Source organism: Pedobacter sp. HDW13, assembly GCF_011303555.1.
Lineage (GTDB): Bacteria > Bacteroidota > Bacteroidia > Sphingobacteriales > Sphingobacteriaceae > Pedobacter.
Window position 1 is genome coordinate 5,477,436 of sequence record NZ_CP049868.1, and the last position, 15,447, is coordinate 5,492,882.

Consider the following 15,447-nt stretch of genomic DNA (forward strand, 5'->3'; position numbering starts at 1 on the left):
TAGAAACCTTATAGGGTTAAATGCTAGTTTAAAGCCTGCTCCAAATCAGCAATAATATCATCTGCATGTTCCAACCCAACCGAAATGCGCAACAGGTTTTTAGGTGTTTTACTATCCGGTCCTTCAATCGAGTAGCGGTGTTCAATCAAACTTTCAACGCCGCCTAAGCTGGTAGCCTGCGCAAACAACTGCACTTTATTAACCGCTTTACTTGCTGCCTCTACACCACCTTTTACCAGGAACGACATCATACCACCAAAATCTTTCATTTGGCTTTTAGCAATTTCATGTTGGGGATGCGTTTCCAATCCCGGATAAAAAACAGCTTCTACCTTCGGGTGCTGATTTAAATATTTAGCTACTTTTTTACCATTCTCGCAGTGACCTTTCATGCGGTATGCCAGGGTTTTAATACTGCGCGTTAACAGATAGCAATCAAAAGGCGATGGAACGGCACCACCGGTTTGCTGCACATTCTTAATTTTATCCCACAGTCCATCCTTTTTCGCTGTAATCAAAACGCCACCTAATACATCGCTGTGGCCACCCAGGTATTTGGTACTGCTGTGCATTACAATATCAGCCCGAGCAAAATCGGGTTTTGTAAAATAGGAGAGGCGAAAGTACTGTCGCAGGCAAAAGTTATATTGGCTGCCTTTGCAATTTTAGTTATTGCACTTATATCCGTAACTTTTAACAAGGGATTGGAAGGTGTTTCAGACCAAATGAGTTTGGTGTTAGGCTTAACAGAGGCTTTAACCAGATCCAGGTCTGTTTGGTCGACGAAATCAAATTCAAGTATATCGGCGAAAATGGTAAGTAATTGTTTTTTAAAGCCCCAATACATATCATCGGGTGCAATAATATGGCTCCCTGCTTTTAACGCCTGAAACAAGGCCATACCCGAAGTATTGCCCGATGAGAAAGCAGCTGCATCTTCACCGTATTCTAATTTGGCTAAAGTGTTTTCTAAAGCAGACCGGTTTGGATTGCTTACCCGGCTATACATATGGCCTCCAGGGTACCCGCCATGCTCATCGCGAAAAAAAGTTGTAGACAGATTAATGGGAGGAGTAACATCGCCTGTAGCACTGTTAACGAGATTAGATGCGTGAATAGCAAGGGTTTCGGGTTTCATGATAATAGGGGTTGATCGAAATAATATCAGATTGCAATTTAATATTTTGCAGCTAATTTAAACTTCGTAATTGTTTTGGCAAGATTTATGTAACAACTTTGACAGAATTTAAATTAAACTAAAATGAAAAGATTATTTATAGCTATCGCAATCGCATGTTCTACTTTAGTAATGTTACAAAGCTGCAATACTGCAAAAAGGGTAACCGCAGGTGTTACCGGTAGCAGAGGTACAGTAGTGCGCGACTGGGTAGTAAGCAATGTAGCTTTAGAAGGTTTACCTGATGGTGCCGTGCAAGGTTTATTCGGCGAGAAATCGTACAAATGCTTTCAGGGCAGTACCTGGAAATTAACCAACAGCGGTAACGGATCGTACACTTTACCGGCATCAAGCGCGTGCGGATCGGTAATGCAGACTATTTTCTGGTCGGCAGCACCAAAAGATCAGACTTTCCAGTTTAAAAAAATCTACGAAGGTGATAAAGCTAAAAACGTAACTGAAGGTTACCGTTTAGTATTAACCGAACTTTCGAGCACCCAAATGGTATTAAAATCGCCAATTGAATTTGGTGGCAGAACAGCAAACATCATTTTAACGTTTGTACCAGCTGCACGATAATATTTAGCATTGAAAAACATACCCGAAAGCACTTCTGAAAAGAGGTGCTTTTTTGTTTACAACCTATTTTTATGAGCCACGGAAGCACGGATTAGCACGGAAGCTTCCCTGAAGAATATAGCTTACATAAACAATTAAATTTTGAATGATTGAATGTTTAAGGCAGGATGCATATTTACTCATTCAAAAATCAATCCTTCTAACATTCAAATAATGTATTGAGAAATAATAAAATACCGGTTTGTTACAAGAAAATGATTTTCAAATCGCCTCATTATTGTATTTTTGTTCAAAATATTTCAGGAATGAATACAACTGATCAGGTTGAAAAAATACTAGCTGATACCAACTTATCAACTGAACTACAAAACATTGCACACAAAGTTCTTCAGGGAGAGCGGATTAGTTTTGATGAAGGCGTTTACCTCTATGAGTACGCAGAATTAGGCTATCTGGGCGTTTTGGCCAACTTTGTAAGGGAGCAAAAACACGGCGATAAAACTTATTTTAACCGTAATTTCCATTTAGAACCTACCAATCTTTGTGTTTACGATTGCAAATTCTGTTCGTACTCGCGCCTATTAAAGCAAAAAGAAGAAGGCTGGGCCTTAACCATGAACCAAATGCTCGATATTGTAAAAAAATACGATGATGAGCCGGTAACCGAAGTGCATATTGTTGGCGGTGTTTTACCACAGTATGATGTGGCTTTCTATTCAGCACTGTTTACTGCAATTAAGCAATACCGTCCTGATTTGCATGTTAAAGCTTTAACGCCGGTAGAATACCACTATATTTTTAAGAAAGCTAAAATTGATTACGCAACCGGAATGCGCCTGATGAAAGAGGCCGGTTTAGAATCTATTCCGGGCGGAGGTGCAGAAATTTTCCACCCTGAGGTGCGCGATCAGATTGCCAAAGATAAATGTACAGGCGAACAATGGCTGGCTATACACGAAGAATGGCATAAACTGGGTATGCGTAGCAATGCTACCATGCTTTATGGTCATATCGAACAATTCTGGCACCGGGTTGATCATATGGAGAAACTTCGCGAGCTACAGGACAAAACAGGTGGTTTCCAAACCTTTATTCCGCTAAAATTCCGCAACCAGCACAACCAAATGAGTAATGTGCCCGAAGTTTCGGTAATTGAAGATTTAAGGAATTATGCCATTGCCCGTATTTATATGGATAATTTCGATCACATTAAAGCCTATTGGGCGATGATTAGTCGCGAAACAGCACAATTGTCGTTGAATTATGGCGTAGATGATATTGACGGCACATTGGATGATACCACAAAAATATACTCAATGGCCGGTGCTGAAGAGCAAACTCCTGCAATGAGCACCAAAGAACTGGTAAACCTGATTAAACAAGTAGGCAGAAAAGCCATAGAGCGCGACACTTTATACAATGTGGTAACCGATTTTGAGCATGTTGTTTTCGAAGAAGAAAAGAAACCTGCTTATTATAAATTACCGGTAGTGAATTAATTTAAATGAATGATTGATTGAAGGGTGAAATTACTGAATAATAGAATATTACTTTAACGTCCCCTTATTCAATCATTCAAAACCCGCTCATTCAATAAATATAAAATATGAAGCAAATTTATATCATCCGCCACGGCGAAACGGAATTGAACAGACAGGGCATAGTACAAGGCAGGGGTATAAATGCTGATTTAAATGATTTAGGTAGGGCACAGGCCGAGGCTTTTTATCAAACGTATAAAGATGTGGGCTTCGATAAAATCTACACTTCTGATTTAAAACGCACCTGGCAAACCGTACAGAAATTTATTGATTCGGACCTGCCCTGGGAACGTTTATCGGGCTTAGACGAGCTGGCCTGGGGAATTTGGGAAGGAAAACCCAATACAGAGGAGGCACGCGAAGCTTTTCGTTCGATGCTGCAATGCTGGCAGGAGGGTAACTACAGTGCCCATTTTGAAGGTGGCGAAAGCGTTCAGGATGTGTATGAACGTTTAAAACAACCCATGGAAGTTTTAATGACCCGGCCGGAAGAGCAGAAAGTATTACTTTGCATGCACGGAAGGGCCATGAGGGTTTTCTTATGCCTGCTGCTAGGAAAACCTCTAAGCGAAATGACCGAATTTCCGCATCAGAATACTGTTTTATACAAAATGGGCTTCGAGGATGGAAAATTTACCGTTCTTGAATTTAATAGTGCCGTTCATTTAGACGGTTTAGTGATTGGATAATCCGCTTAACGCCAAACGCGTTGCGCAAAACATTAGCATAACACCTTGAATAAGATTAAAATATCGGCTGTTGCCTACACCAATACCAAAGCATTTATATACGGCTTAGCACATTCGCCTATCATCGATAAGATAGATTTAAGTTTAGATATTCCTTCAGATTGTGCCGCTAAAGTAATTAACGGTCAGGCAGATATTGGTTTGATGCCTGTGGCCGCTATTCCATTAGTACCGAATGCTAACATTGTGGCCAATTACTGCATAGGAAGCGATGGCGCGGTAAATTCGGTATTTATTTTTAGTAATGTTCCGGTTAATGAAATCAAAACCCTACGATTGGATGCCCATTCCCGGACCTCGAATAACCTGGCTAAAGTTTTGCTAAAATTCCATTGGGAGAAGGAAGTAGAATTTACAACAGATCAAAATGCAGAAACAGATGCCTTTGTTTTAATCGGCGACCGTACTTTCGGTAAAACACAAAATTTTGCCTTTGTTTACGATATGGGCGAAGAATGGAAGAAGTTTACCGGTTTGCCTTTTATGTACGCTGCCTGGGTAGCCAATAAAGAAATTTCGCAGCAATTTAAAGATGAGTTTAATGCCGCTTTAAAGTTTGGCTTAGATCATCGTAAAGAAGTTTTAGCAGAATTACCACCTGTAAGCAATTTTGACCTGGAAGATTACCTTTACCACAAATTACAATTCGAGGTAACTGAGGATAGGATGAAAGCCCTTAATTTGTTTTTAGGCTTTATTGGACAACTAGATGAAAAACTAGCTGTCAGGTGATTAAGCAAATAAAAAGGAAGAAATGCATTAAAGCATATCCAATATTTCCACAAAGAACCTACAATAAGGAAATAGAAGATTATGATTGTTTCTATCCTAATACTTTTGCCAGCCATATTTTAACTTTAAAATCAAAAACATATAGAAAGTATTTAAAGGCTTTAGGCGAAGAACTTTCAAAGCTTTTAGATGCCCTGGAATTAGATGCCCTTATCTTTTTAGGTGATGAAAAATTGGCCTGGCGTTTTCGGGAAGGTAAATATAAAACCTTTAAAAAAGGGATGGATTTCTTTACAAAATCAGGTATAAAAAAGGATTTTAAGGGAGGTCTAATCGTAAACAAAGCATCTTTACCTCAGTTTATTAAACACTTTGTTGATCTTGTTCGCACCAACGGAATAGTACAATACATTTATTTTATCGATAAATGTCAAAGCATATTAGGTTCGTTTTGTAATGTTGGCAATATACATATTGATCTGATGAATAAAAACAGCAATGAATTATTCCAAAGCGCTATATGTAGTACAAAATTTGAGTTTTTAAGTGAAAGATGTGTTTTCCAGTTTGATATGAACGATAGGAAGCCAATAAAATAATAAAGCAACCCAATTCAGATTGCTTTATTCACCGTGCATAGCACTGCAGAACTTATTTCTATCTATTTACACATCAATTTTAATGGCTTTTCAACTTACCGGCCACTTTTTCGAGTGTACTTTTTAATTTTGTTAAAGCACCATTAAGGGCTAAATCGTAAGTGTTCCCCATGTTGGTTACTGCAATAGGATCTTTTCCTGTAATCCGGGCTTCTAATAAACATCTTTTATCGTCTAAACCATCTTTACTGCCATTTTCATCAGATAAATGAACTTCCAAACGCGTAATCAAATCACTGTATCTGCTCAGCCCTTCATTTAGCTGGCCTTTAATTTTTTCTTCGTACTCGTGGTGTATGGTTAAACTCTTGTCGGCATTCAGTTGGATCGTCATCATATTTATATTAAGTTTTATGTAGTTTAACGCATAAGTATGGGTATTTGTTTAAATTATAAAATTATGTAAATAAGTTAATTTTATGAGGAAGGCTTAAAACCGGCTATTGTTTTTAAACCTGATAGGAGCGGGCACGATCCCGATTTTTCATCGCGAGAAGTAAAGCGGATAGCAGGACTAAACTTTCCGAAAGGTGAAGAACGCTTCATTTTCAAATAAGGGTTTATTTAAATTGGTTAATTGTTCATGTTCGCTAACTTAAAACTGCCAACTGTGGATTGGAAACTGATTTCACTAACAATCTTTCAACTTTTCAACAAAACAACCGTACAATGCATATTCGTGCTATCTTTATGGCTTTTGCAAATTAATTTCAGTTTTGGCTAAAGACACGAATAAAGAAACCCCGTTAATGCAGCAATACAACGCTATAAAGGCGAAGTATCCGGGCGCATTGTTATTATTTAGGGTAGGCGATTTTTACGAAACCTTTGGCGAAGACGCCGTAAAAACAGCACAAATATTAGGTATTGTATTAACCCGCAGAGGAACGGGGCCAAATGGCGGCGCCCTCGAACTTGCTGGTTTTCCGCACCACTCTCTTGATAACTATTTATCTAAACTGGTACGTGCGGGCCAGCGTGTAGCCATTTGCGATCAGCTGGAAGACCCCAAAACAACCAAAACCATTGTTAAACGTGGTGTAACAGAACTGGTTACTCCTGGCGTGGCTTATGGCGATAATATCGTTAACCAGAAATCAAATAACTTCCTCGCTTGCGTTTTCTTCGATAAAACACAATTGGGCGTTTCATTTTTAGATATATCAACAGGTGAATTTTTAATTGCACAGGGCAACAGCGATTATATCGATAAACTTTTACAAGGTTTTAAACCTACAGAAGTTATTTTCCAGAAATCGAAACGACAGGCCTTTACCGAAAATTTCGGCGATCGCTTTTATATTTTCGGTCTGGATGAATGGCCTTTTACCAGCGATTACGGTAACGAAACGCTGATGAAACATTTCGAGGTAACTTCGTTAAAAGGTTTTGGTATAGACCGTTTACAAAGCGCAATTGTTGCTGCTGGTGTTATTTTACACTATTTAGGCGAAACAGAACACCGTAACCTGCAGCACATTACCTCAATTAGCCGCATTGAAGAAGATCGTTACATGTGGCTTGATCGCTTTACCATCCGTAACCTCGAACTGGTTAACTCTCCAAACGATAATGCAGTAACCTTGTTCGATATTTTGGACCATACCTGCACCCCAATGGGCGCGCGTTTGCTGCAGAAATGGATTATTATGCCTTTGAAGGAGCTGAAACCTATTCAGGAACGCCTGGGCATGGTTGAATATTTTGTGAAGCACGATACTTTACAAGAGGAATTTTTATCGCACATTAAGCAAATCGGCGATTTAGAACGCCTGATTTCTAAAGTTGGTTTACAACGTGTTGGGCCACGCGAACTGGTGGCTTTGAAACGCGCTTTGTACCATATCGAATCCGTTAAAAAACTGGCTGCCGATTCTAAAAATCCGTTTTTAATCAAAATTGCCGATCAGTTAAACCCTTGCCTGGCCATTCGCGACAGGATTGAAAGAGAATTACAGGCCGATCCGCCAGCACTATTGGTAAAAGGAAACGTAATTGCCGACGGCATTGATGAAGACCTGGACCGCCTGCGTAAAATTGCTTTTGGTGGTAAAGATTACCTTGTTCAGATACAGAAACGCGAAGCTGAAGCCACAGGAATTCCTTCCTTAAAAATTGCTTTCAATAACGTATTTGGTTATTATTTAGAAGTAACCCATACCCATAAAGATAAAGTACCAGAAGGTTGGATCCGTAAGCAAACCCTGGTTAATGCCGAAAGGTACATTACACCTGAACTTAAAGAATACGAAGATCAGATTTTAGGAGCCGAAGAGAAAATACAGGCTATCGAAGTGCGTTTGTATAACGAACTGATGTACGAAACGGCAGGTTATATCAAACCTATCCAACTCGATTCGTTCTTAATTGCCCAATTGGACTGTTTGCTGTGTTTTGCCCAGCTTGCGGCCAAAAACCATTACAATAAACCAAAAGTTACACCCGATAAGGTACTTGACATTAAAGGTGGCCGCCACCCGGTAATTGAAAAACAGCTACCGGTAGGGCAGGAATACATTACCAACGATGTCTATCTGGATACCGATAGTCAGCAGATTATTATGATTACTGGTCCCAACATGGCGGGTAAGTCGGCCATTTTACGTCAAACTGCTTTGATTGTATTGATGGCGCAAATGGGTTCGTTTGTCCCGGCAAAAGATGCTGAGGTGGGTATTGTAGATAAGATTTTTACCCGTGTAGGTGCTTCCGATAATATTTCATCAGGCGAAAGTACATTCATGGTCGAAATGAACGAAACGGCCAGTATCCTGAATAACATTTCAGACAACAGCTTAATTTTATTGGATGAAATTGGTCGTGGTACCAGTACTTACGATGGTATTTCGATTGCATGGGCCATTGCTGAGTTTTTACATCAGCACCCAACATCGCGCCCCAAAACCCTTTTTGCTACGCACTACCACGAGCTAAACGAACTGGCCAATACCATGCCGCGCATTAAAAACTTTAATGTTTCGGTTAAAGAAATGACCAATAAAGTAATCTTCTTGCGGAAACTTGTTCCGGGTGGAAGTGAGCATAGTTTTGGTATCCATGTAGCTAAAATGGCGGGTATGCCTCCAAAATTAATCAGCAGGGCAAACGAAATACTTAAAAAATTAGAAATCGACCGTACGGAAGGCCAAAGCATTAAAGACAGTATTAAAAAAGTGCAGAATCAGGCTTACCAGTTACAAATGTTCGCCATTGATGACCCTGTTTTGGTAAAAATAAGAGACACGCTTAATAATTTGGATGTAAATGCTTTAACACCAGTTGAAGCATTACTTAAACTGGATGAAATACAGCGTTTAATTAAGAATTAAGCAGATTAGGGGCTTATGGATAAAAATATTTAACCATAAGCCCTTGTTACTAAATTTATACCTATGCATACTAGCTTTAAACCTTACGCTTTCTATTTGGTTGCTTTAGTACTCTTCCTTTCATCGTGTGGTACGCGTAAATACACCGTTAAAACCGATACGAAAGGAGCAAAGGCGGCCGATGCCATGAGTAATTTAAAAAGCAAGCCGCTTTACCGCTTCATTACCGACTGGACTGGTGTTCGGTACCGTTTTGGCGGTTTGGATAAAGGCGGGATAGATTGCTCGGGATTTGCCTATTTGTTAGAAAAGGAAATTTACGGTGTAACCTTGCCACGTATCTCACGCGATCAGGCCAATGTGGTAAGGAAAAAAGGTATAGATAATTTAAAAGAAGGCGATCTGGTTTTCTTTTCCTTTGGAGGCAACGATGTAGACCATGTTGGTGTGTACCTAAATAATGGTTTTTTTGTGCATGCCAGTACTACCCGGGGCGTAATAGTTGATGATTTGACATTGCCGGCGTATCAGCGCGTATTTGTTAAATCAGGTTCGGTTAATTAGATCTCTCCCGTCATTTCGACTGAAGCTCACCGATTTTCATCGGGAGCGAAACGGAGAAATCTACATTAGATCTCTCCGTTTCGCTGTGCTTTAGTCGAGATGACGACTATCGTTAAAACAAACCCGCTTAAATTTCGTTATTCATCTTATGCGCACATTCCTTTTAATCTGCTTATCTTTAATTAGTTATTCGTTAAGCGCACAGGTAAAACTGTTAACGCTCGATGAACTGGATAAACGCATTGCCGCTGGTAAGGATACCACCTATGTGGTTAATTTTTGGGCAACCTGGTGCGCCCCTTGTGTAGCCGAGCTACCGAACTTTGAAAAACTGCGTGTAGCCAATTTAAAAAAGCCTGTAAAAGTACTCTTGATCAGTGTAGATTTTAAATCGAAACTGCAAAAAGAGGTAATTCCTTTTGTAGTAAAGAACCAGATCAAAGCTGAAGTGTTTCTGTTAAACGAAACCGACCAGCAAAAATATATCGAAAGGGTAGACCCCAAATGGACAGGCGCTATACCTGCAACATTATTTGTGAAACAAAAAACCAGACGCTTTTACGAACAGGATTTTACAGAGAAACAACTCAAAAGTACTTTGTTAAACTTAAAATAAGAGGTTATGAAACAGTTATTTCTAATTGGCTTGATGTTAATTTCGTTAGGTGCCTGTGCACAAGGCGAAGGGTATAAAGTTGGCGATGTGGTTAAAGATTTCGCTTTAAAGAATGTAGACAATAAAATGGTATCGATGGCCGACTACAAGGATGCTAAAGGCTTTATTGTCGTTTTTACCTGCAATACCTGTCCGGTAGCTCAGGCTTACCAGGATCGTGTTGCTGAGCTAAATGCCAGTTATGCCGCCAAAGGATATCCGGTTATTGCCATTAACCCAAATGATGCCGGTGCGGTTCCAGCCGAAAGTTTCGATAAAATGCAGGCCCTGGCCAAAGTAAAGAATTTCACTTACCCTTATTTGCTCGATCCGGACCATGTAGTTACCAAACAATTCGGTGCAAGCAGAACGCCGCATGTTTTCCTGGTAAATAAAAGCGACAAAGGAAATGTAGTTGAATACATTGGTGCAATAGATAATGACCCTGAAGGTGAAAACGCCACAAAAGAAGATTATGTAAAAAATGCGATCAATAATTTAGCCACAGGTAAAAAGCCTGCTGTTACCACAACCAAGGCTGTGGGTTGCAGTATAAAATGGAAAAAAGGCTAAACATACCTTAGCCACCATTGCCGGTGTGTTTCCTTATATTGCTTAAACCATCTACAAGGTAAATAAAGCGAGGCAACCACACTAAGCCATATTACATAAACCAGTGGCAAATTGAAGCCAAAAGCTGCCGGCCTGAACATAAATGGAATCTGAACAATTTCTTTAGTACTATGGCCAGTTGCAAAAAATACGATTACCAGTAACGTGTGCAGCAGGTAAAAGTGCAGCACATAGTAAAAAAATGGAACAGCACCGTACACCGAAGTTATTCTGGTAAACCAATTGCTTAGGTTTTCGGTAACGGCCAAAAAAAGCATTGCCGGGCCTAAGGTCATAGATATATATTGCAACGATGGCGGGTATTTGTTTACATTGAAAAAAGTGAGCAGGTTCTTAAACAGATCATCATATTCTTTACGCGGAACCGGATCGCCATATACATTGATTAATCTCAAGGCTACAAATACAAACACCGCTAAAAAACCTACCATCAATAAATTGCGTTGCCGGCGTTCGGCTTCGTATCCCTTTCTATACCAGGCGCCAACACCATAACCCACAAACATCACACCTGTCCACGGAAGGATGGCGTAAAACACACCTACAAAATGATTAGCAGATAGCGGTACAACCGTACCCGATGCAGTAAAAAATACTTTTAAAATCATTCCGCCTGCGAGGTCTTTTGGTGCCGGGAATAAGTTAAAAAGGTTATGTCCAAAAACCAGCACCAACCCAATAATCAGCACCGTTTTATAAGAAATCCGGCTGAAAATAGCCAAAAAGATCATGCTGGTACCAATAGCCCAAATTACCTGCAGGATAATAAAATTGTAGCCAGGATTAAAGGTTAAGCCAAAGGTGATGATTACGATTTCGACCAATATGAGCCATAAGCCACGCTTAAATAAGAACGCACTGGCCTGTGCAGCTGTTCTGCTTTGGGCGGATAAATAAGCAGATAATCCGGAAAGAAAAACAAAGGTTGGCGCACAGAAATGCGTGATCCAGCGGGTAAAAAACAGCATTCCTGTTGTGGTATCAGGATTTAATGGATCGCCTGTCATGGCACCGATATGAAAAAAATCGCGGGTATGGTCTAAAGCCATAATGATCATCACCAATCCACGCAGTATATCAATCGATAAAATACGTTTTGAAAGTGTGCTTTGTGCTGCATCCATAGCGATAAGTTTGGTTAATAAAGATACAAATTCAATTGGTTTTTATGCCTTTCTAAACTTACCGTTGCCGGTATTGGCCAGGTTATTAAAGCTCAATAGGAAAATCGATTTAGGAGTAGCTGAATTGGCAATTTCAATTTTGATCTTCAAAAAATTATAATAATATTTGTTAAACGCTAACCGAATAATCCCTATCAATAAAACAGATCATGCATCAACGATAGCTGAACCTCGTTTAGACAAAATTAAAAAAAGACCATAACACATCATAATGAAAAGAAGAACATTTATACAAAACACAGGTTTGTTAGGCGCAGGCGTAGTGGCTTCCAAATTCTCTTTTGCAGCTAATTTAGCCCCCGAATTTCCGGTTGTACGTGTAGCTGCGGCAAAAAGACATTTTCAAAGTAAGGCGGTAGATAATGCCATAAAAACCTTCCAGGCCAATGTTAAAAACCCTGAATTAACCTGGTTGTTCGAAAATTGTTTTCCAAACACTTTAGATACTACGGTTTATCACAGCGAAAATGGTGGCAGACCCGATACTTACGTTATAACCGGCGATATTGATGCGATGTGGTTACGAGACAGTTCGGCGCAGGTGTGGCCTTACCTGCAATTTGTAAATGAGGATGAACCCCTTAAAAAACTGATTGCCGGTGTAATTATCCACCAAACCAAATGTATTTTGAAAGACCCTTATGCCAACGCCTTTTATGGCGATGCTACCAAAGTAGGGGAATGGAAAACAGATAAAACCGCTATGCAACCGGGAGTGCACGAGCGTAAATGGGAAATAGATTCGTTATGTTACCCGATTCGTTTAGCTTACCACTACTGGAAAAAAACAGGTGATAAAACACCATTCGATGCCGATTGGAAAAAAGGAATTGAAGCAACTTTAAAAACCTTTAAAGAGCAACAACGTAAAGCAGGAAAAGGCCCTTATCATTTCCAAAGGGAAACTACACAACCAACTGATTCGTTGCCAATGGCAGGTTATGGTTTTCCGGTTAACCCGGTGGGTTTAATTTGTTCGGCTTTCCGTCCGAGCGATGATGCGACTATTTTTCCTTTCCTCGTACCTTCAAACTTCTTTGCAGTATCGAGTTTAAGGCATGCGGCCGAAATGATTAAAGTCTTAAACAGTGATAAAATATTAGAAAGCAGCTTATTAAACCTGGCCGATGAGGTGAGTGCTGCGCTTCAAAAACACGCCATTGTAAACCACCCGAAATATGGTAAAATTTATGCTTTTGAGGTAGATGGTTTTGGTAGTTCGTATTTGATGGACGATTCGAATGTACCTAGTTTATTAGCCTTGCCTTACCTGGGCGCGATGAAAATCGAAGATCCGATTTATCAGAATACACGAAAATTTGCCTTGTCAAAAGATAATCCTTACTTCTTTAAAGGCACAGCAGCCGAAGGTATTGGCGGACCGCACGCTGGTCAGGATATGATTTGGCCAATGAGTATCACCATGCGCGCCTTAACATCTAAAGATGATGCCGAAATTAAAGCGTGTATCGAAAGTTTACGTAAAACGCATGCAGGCAAAGGATTTATGCACGAGTCGTTTCATAAAGATAATCCTGCCAACTTTACTAGAGCCTGGTTTGCATGGTCGAACACTTTGTTTGGCGAGTTGCTTTGGAAAACATACCACGAAAAACCAGCTTTATTAAAAGCTTAATATCACTTCACCGCATTTATGTGTTTTTGATGCTTATTTAAAAATGGCTCAACATATAAATGCGGTTTTTGCTTTTGCCCAAAACAACATTCACATCAAACTTCACAATTAGCAATAATCTACACCGTATTTATACGCTTTTTAGTTTTTTACAGCATAATCTGTGTAAAATAAAAGCTAAGTTGTACAGATCCTGTTTTTTGAGAAAAGAAATATAGTTAAATTGCTGGAAAATTATTCATTCCGGCCTTGCAAAACCCCGTAACAAACATTCAAGCTGATATTGAAGCAGTAAATAATATCCCCACTGTAGCCAATATTTTAGAAATCGTATGCCGCACTACCGGGATGGGTTTTGCAGCTGTTGCCCGCGTAACTACCGATAAATGGATTGCTTGTGCTGTGCACGACGAAATAAACTTTGGCTTAAAGGTTGGCGGCGAACTTAAACTGGAAACCACAATTTGCAACGAAATCCGACAGCACAAAAGTGCAGTTGTTATTGATCATGTTGCCGAAGACCCTGAATATGCAGGGCACCACACACCTTTAATGTATGGTTTTCAAAGTTATATCTCTGTTCCAATCACCTTAAAAAACGGTGTTTTTTTCGGAACCCTTTGCGCCATCGACCCGAAGCCTGCAAAGCTTAAAAACCCGGCCATTATTGGCATGTTTACCATATTTGGTGAGTTAATTGCTTCTCATTTAGATGCGCTTGAACAGGTAGCTGAAGCAGAAAAGGAACTTAAAAAGGAGCAAGAAATTGCCATTGTACGCGATCAGTTTATTGCAATTCTCGGTCACGATTTAAAAAATCCTTTGAATGCGATATCCAGCAGTACTCAACTTTTATCCCGCTTAAATTTAGATGAAAAAGGTAGCCGCTTAACTAAAATTATCGCCGATGCTTCTTTCAGAATGAATGGCTTGATTGATAATATCCTTGATTTTGCAAGCGGCCATTTAGGTGCAGGTATTTCAGTAAACCGTACTAAAGACGAAGACCATGAGCGTTTATTAAAAGAGGTAGTAGAAGAGTTGCAAGCCATTTGGCCGGAACGACGAATAAATATGGTTTTCGACTTAACACACCCAATTAATGCAGATGGGAAACGGTTGGCGCAGCTTTTTTCTAATTTACTGGCTAATGCAATTAATTACTCGCCTATTGATTCGGTTGTAGAAGTAACGGCCAGCAGTACCAGCAATCAATTTAATTTGTGCGTAACCAATGCCGGAAAGCAGATACCTGCAGCCGCGATGGAACGCCTATTTCAACCTTTCTCACGCGGTGAGGTAGAACCGAACCAAAAAGGACTTGGACTAGGCTTGTATATTGCTTCAGAAATTGCCCATGCACACAATGGTACCCTTAAAGTATCATCAAATGCAGATAAAACTTGTTTTACCTTAAACTTTGCCAACAATAATGATAACAGTTAATGATCAGCTGCCCACTTCAACACTTCTGGAGTTAAAAACTGGTGACGCAATTAAAAACGAAAACAATCAATCCGGCGTGATTGAGCTGATAGAAATCACAGAAACAGATGAGTTTTTGATGTTTCGCTTTGTGCTTACTGAAGGCGAAATTAGTGTAAGAAAGCTCAAGCAGGTTTGTTAATTATAAAATGGGTCGCGGGTCGAATATGACCTGAATCGATTTAATTTTTTCGTCCTCAAGCTGGTACCAGCCGGCACAGAAGATGGTTTTACTGCCCATATTAATATCATACCACAGGCAAACCTCTTCGCCATCTGTAAATACTTTTTTAATATCGTATTTAAACTTCATCTTCTCCATATCAGCAATGTAAATATCAGCTCCATTTCTTTCGCCCATTACACCTTTAAAATACACCTCGTTATGCAATTGCTGCCTTGCCAGATTAAAATCTTCAGTGTTTAACGCATTTAAAAAATCCTGTACAACAACTTTTGCATTGTGCTCGGTTAGTAACTTATTGGGCGTACTCATATTGTAATTGCTTTAAAGGTAAAACGTG

16 protein-coding genes and 1 pseudogene are annotated in these 15,447 nt (G+C 39.7%); 12 read left to right on the forward strand and 5 right to left on the reverse strand.

Translation table 11 applies throughout. The features are described 5' to 3' along the window. Positions 1–23: 23 nt before the first annotated feature. A pseudogene (locus G7074_RS22840) lies at positions 24–1,138 on the reverse strand (PLP-dependent aspartate aminotransferase family protein). Positions 1,139–1,261: 123 nt separating this feature from the next. Here G7074_RS22840 and G7074_RS22845 point away from each other — a divergent pair. The 5 genes from G7074_RS22845 to G7074_RS22865 all read left to right on the forward strand — a co-directional run bounded on the left by G7074_RS22845 (position 1,262) and on the right by G7074_RS22865 (position 5,377). Continuing rightward, a complete protein-coding gene (locus G7074_RS22845; protein WP_233603884.1) occupies positions 1,262–1,756 on the forward strand; it encodes a hypothetical protein in 495 nt (164 codons plus the stop codon). A gap of 305 nt (positions 1,757–2,061) precedes the next feature. After that, positions 2,062–3,255 carry an aminofutalosine synthase MqnE gene (gene mqnE / locus G7074_RS22850; protein WP_166211536.1) on the forward strand — a complete coding sequence of 398 codons (1,194 nt, stop codon included), beginning with the start codon at positions 2,062–2,064 and terminating at the stop codon, positions 3,253–3,255. Between the two features lie 107 nt (positions 3,256–3,362). Beyond that, positions 3,363–3,986, forward strand: a complete 624-nt coding sequence (locus G7074_RS22855; protein WP_124561345.1) for a histidine phosphatase family protein — start codon at positions 3,363–3,365, stop codon at positions 3,984–3,986. 45 nt (positions 3,987–4,031) lie between these two features. Continuing rightward, on the forward strand, positions 4,032–4,778 hold the full coding sequence (locus G7074_RS22860; RefSeq protein WP_166211539.1) for a menaquinone biosynthetic enzyme MqnA/MqnD family protein: 747 nt from the start codon (positions 4,032–4,034) through the stop codon (positions 4,776–4,778). Next, complete coding sequence (locus G7074_RS22865) at positions 4,775–5,377, forward strand: hypothetical protein (protein ID WP_124561347.1); 603 nt, start codon at positions 4,775–4,777, stop codon at positions 5,375–5,377. The genes G7074_RS22860 and G7074_RS22865 overlap by 4 nt, the downstream gene beginning before the upstream one ends. A 79-nt stretch (positions 5,378–5,456) precedes the next feature. Here the strand turns inward: G7074_RS22865 and G7074_RS22870 are convergent, their stop codons facing one another. Then, positions 5,457–5,774 (reverse strand): HPF/RaiA family ribosome-associated protein, encoded by a 318-nt coding sequence (locus G7074_RS22870; protein WP_233603936.1) that lies wholly within the window; start codon positions 5,772–5,774, stop codon positions 5,457–5,459. A gap of 80 nt (positions 5,775–5,854) precedes the next feature. Next, the gene (locus tag G7074_RS27715) at positions 5,855–5,983 is read right to left on the reverse strand and encodes a hypothetical protein (RefSeq protein WP_255420126.1); all 129 of its coding nucleotides are present in this window, start codon (positions 5,981–5,983) and stop codon (positions 5,855–5,857) included. A gap of 170 nt (positions 5,984–6,153) precedes the next feature. Between G7074_RS27715 and mutS the strand changes: the two genes are divergently transcribed. The 4 genes from mutS to G7074_RS22890 all read left to right on the forward strand — a co-directional run bounded on the left by mutS (position 6,154) and on the right by G7074_RS22890 (position 10,558). Continuing rightward, a complete protein-coding gene (gene mutS, locus G7074_RS22875) occupies positions 6,154–8,766 on the forward strand; it encodes a DNA mismatch repair protein MutS (protein WP_124561348.1) in 2,613 nt (870 codons plus the stop codon). Between the two features lie 63 nt (positions 8,767–8,829). Continuing rightward, entirely contained in the window at positions 8,830–9,330 is a 501-nt protein-coding gene (locus G7074_RS22880; protein ID WP_124561349.1) for a C40 family peptidase, read from the forward strand. A 148-nt stretch (positions 9,331–9,478) separates the two neighbouring features. Beyond that, entirely contained in the window at positions 9,479–9,946 is a 468-nt protein-coding gene (locus tag G7074_RS22885) for a TlpA disulfide reductase family protein (protein ID WP_124561350.1), read from the forward strand. Between the two features lie 6 nt (positions 9,947–9,952). Beyond that, positions 9,953–10,558 (forward strand): thioredoxin family protein, encoded by a 606-nt coding sequence (locus G7074_RS22890; protein ID WP_124561351.1) that lies wholly within the window; start codon positions 9,953–9,955, stop codon positions 10,556–10,558. Here the strand turns inward: G7074_RS22890 and G7074_RS22895 are convergent. Continuing rightward, a complete protein-coding gene (locus tag G7074_RS22895) occupies positions 10,555–11,742 on the reverse strand; it encodes a DUF1624 domain-containing protein (protein WP_124561352.1) in 1,188 nt (395 codons plus the stop codon). The genes G7074_RS22890 and G7074_RS22895 overlap by 4 nt on opposite strands. Positions 11,743–12,013: 271 nt before the next feature. Here G7074_RS22895 and G7074_RS22900 point away from each other — a divergent pair, with 271 nt between their 5' ends. The 3 genes from G7074_RS22900 to G7074_RS22910 all read left to right on the forward strand — a co-directional run bounded on the left by G7074_RS22900 (position 12,014) and on the right by G7074_RS22910 (position 15,065). Continuing rightward, a complete protein-coding gene (locus G7074_RS22900) occupies positions 12,014–13,438 on the forward strand; it encodes a glycoside hydrolase family 125 protein (RefSeq protein WP_124561353.1) in 1,425 nt (474 codons plus the stop codon). A gap of 249 nt (positions 13,439–13,687) precedes the next feature. After that, the gene (locus G7074_RS22905; RefSeq protein WP_124561354.1) at positions 13,688–14,884 is read left to right on the forward strand and encodes a GAF domain-containing sensor histidine kinase; all 1,197 of its coding nucleotides are present in this window, start codon (positions 13,688–13,690) and stop codon (positions 14,882–14,884) included. Then, positions 14,871–15,065, forward strand: a complete 195-nt coding sequence (locus G7074_RS22910; protein WP_166211542.1) for a hypothetical protein — start codon at positions 14,871–14,873, stop codon at positions 15,063–15,065. Before G7074_RS22905 ends, G7074_RS22910 begins: the two co-directional genes overlap by 14 nt. On the opposite strand, the gene G7074_RS22915 is transcribed toward G7074_RS22910, so the two are convergent. After that, positions 15,066–15,419, reverse strand: coding sequence for a nuclear transport factor 2 family protein (locus tag G7074_RS22915; protein WP_124561356.1), 354 nt, complete (start codon positions 15,417–15,419; stop codon positions 15,066–15,068). Positions 15,420–15,447: the final 28 nt, after the last annotated feature.

Coding starts and splice junctions, on each gene's coding strand:
- G7074_RS22845 (WP_233603884.1), top strand. CDS start 1,262: ATGAAAAGATTATTTATAGCTATCGCAATCGCATGTTCTACTTTAGTA.
- mqnE (WP_166211536.1), top strand. CDS start 2,062: ATGAATACAACTGATCAGGTTGAAAAAATACTAGCTGATACCAACTTA.
- G7074_RS22855 (WP_124561345.1), top strand. CDS start 3,363: ATGAAGCAAATTTATATCATCCGCCACGGCGAAACGGAATTGAACAGA.
- G7074_RS22870 (WP_233603936.1), bottom strand. CDS start 5,774: ATGATGACGATCCAACTGAATGCCGACAAGAGTTTAACCATACACCAC.
- G7074_RS27715 (WP_255420126.1), bottom strand. CDS start 5,983: ATGAAGCGTTCTTCACCTTTCGGAAAGTTTAGTCCTGCTATCCGCTTT.
- G7074_RS22880 (WP_124561349.1), top strand. CDS start 8,830: ATGCATACTAGCTTTAAACCTTACGCTTTCTATTTGGTTGCTTTAGTA.
- G7074_RS22885 (WP_124561350.1), top strand. CDS start 9,479: ATGCGCACATTCCTTTTAATCTGCTTATCTTTAATTAGTTATTCGTTA.
- G7074_RS22890 (WP_124561351.1), top strand. CDS start 9,953: ATGAAACAGTTATTTCTAATTGGCTTGATGTTAATTTCGTTAGGTGCC.
- G7074_RS22895 (WP_124561352.1), bottom strand. CDS start 11,742: ATGGATGCAGCACAAAGCACACTTTCAAAACGTATTTTATCGATTGAT.
- G7074_RS22900 (WP_124561353.1), top strand. CDS start 12,014: ATGAAAAGAAGAACATTTATACAAAACACAGGTTTGTTAGGCGCAGGC.
- G7074_RS22910 (WP_166211542.1), top strand. CDS start 14,871: ATGATAACAGTTAATGATCAGCTGCCCACTTCAACACTTCTGGAGTTA.
- G7074_RS22915 (WP_124561356.1), bottom strand. CDS start 15,419: ATGAGTACGCCCAATAAGTTACTAACCGAGCACAATGCAAAAGTTGTT.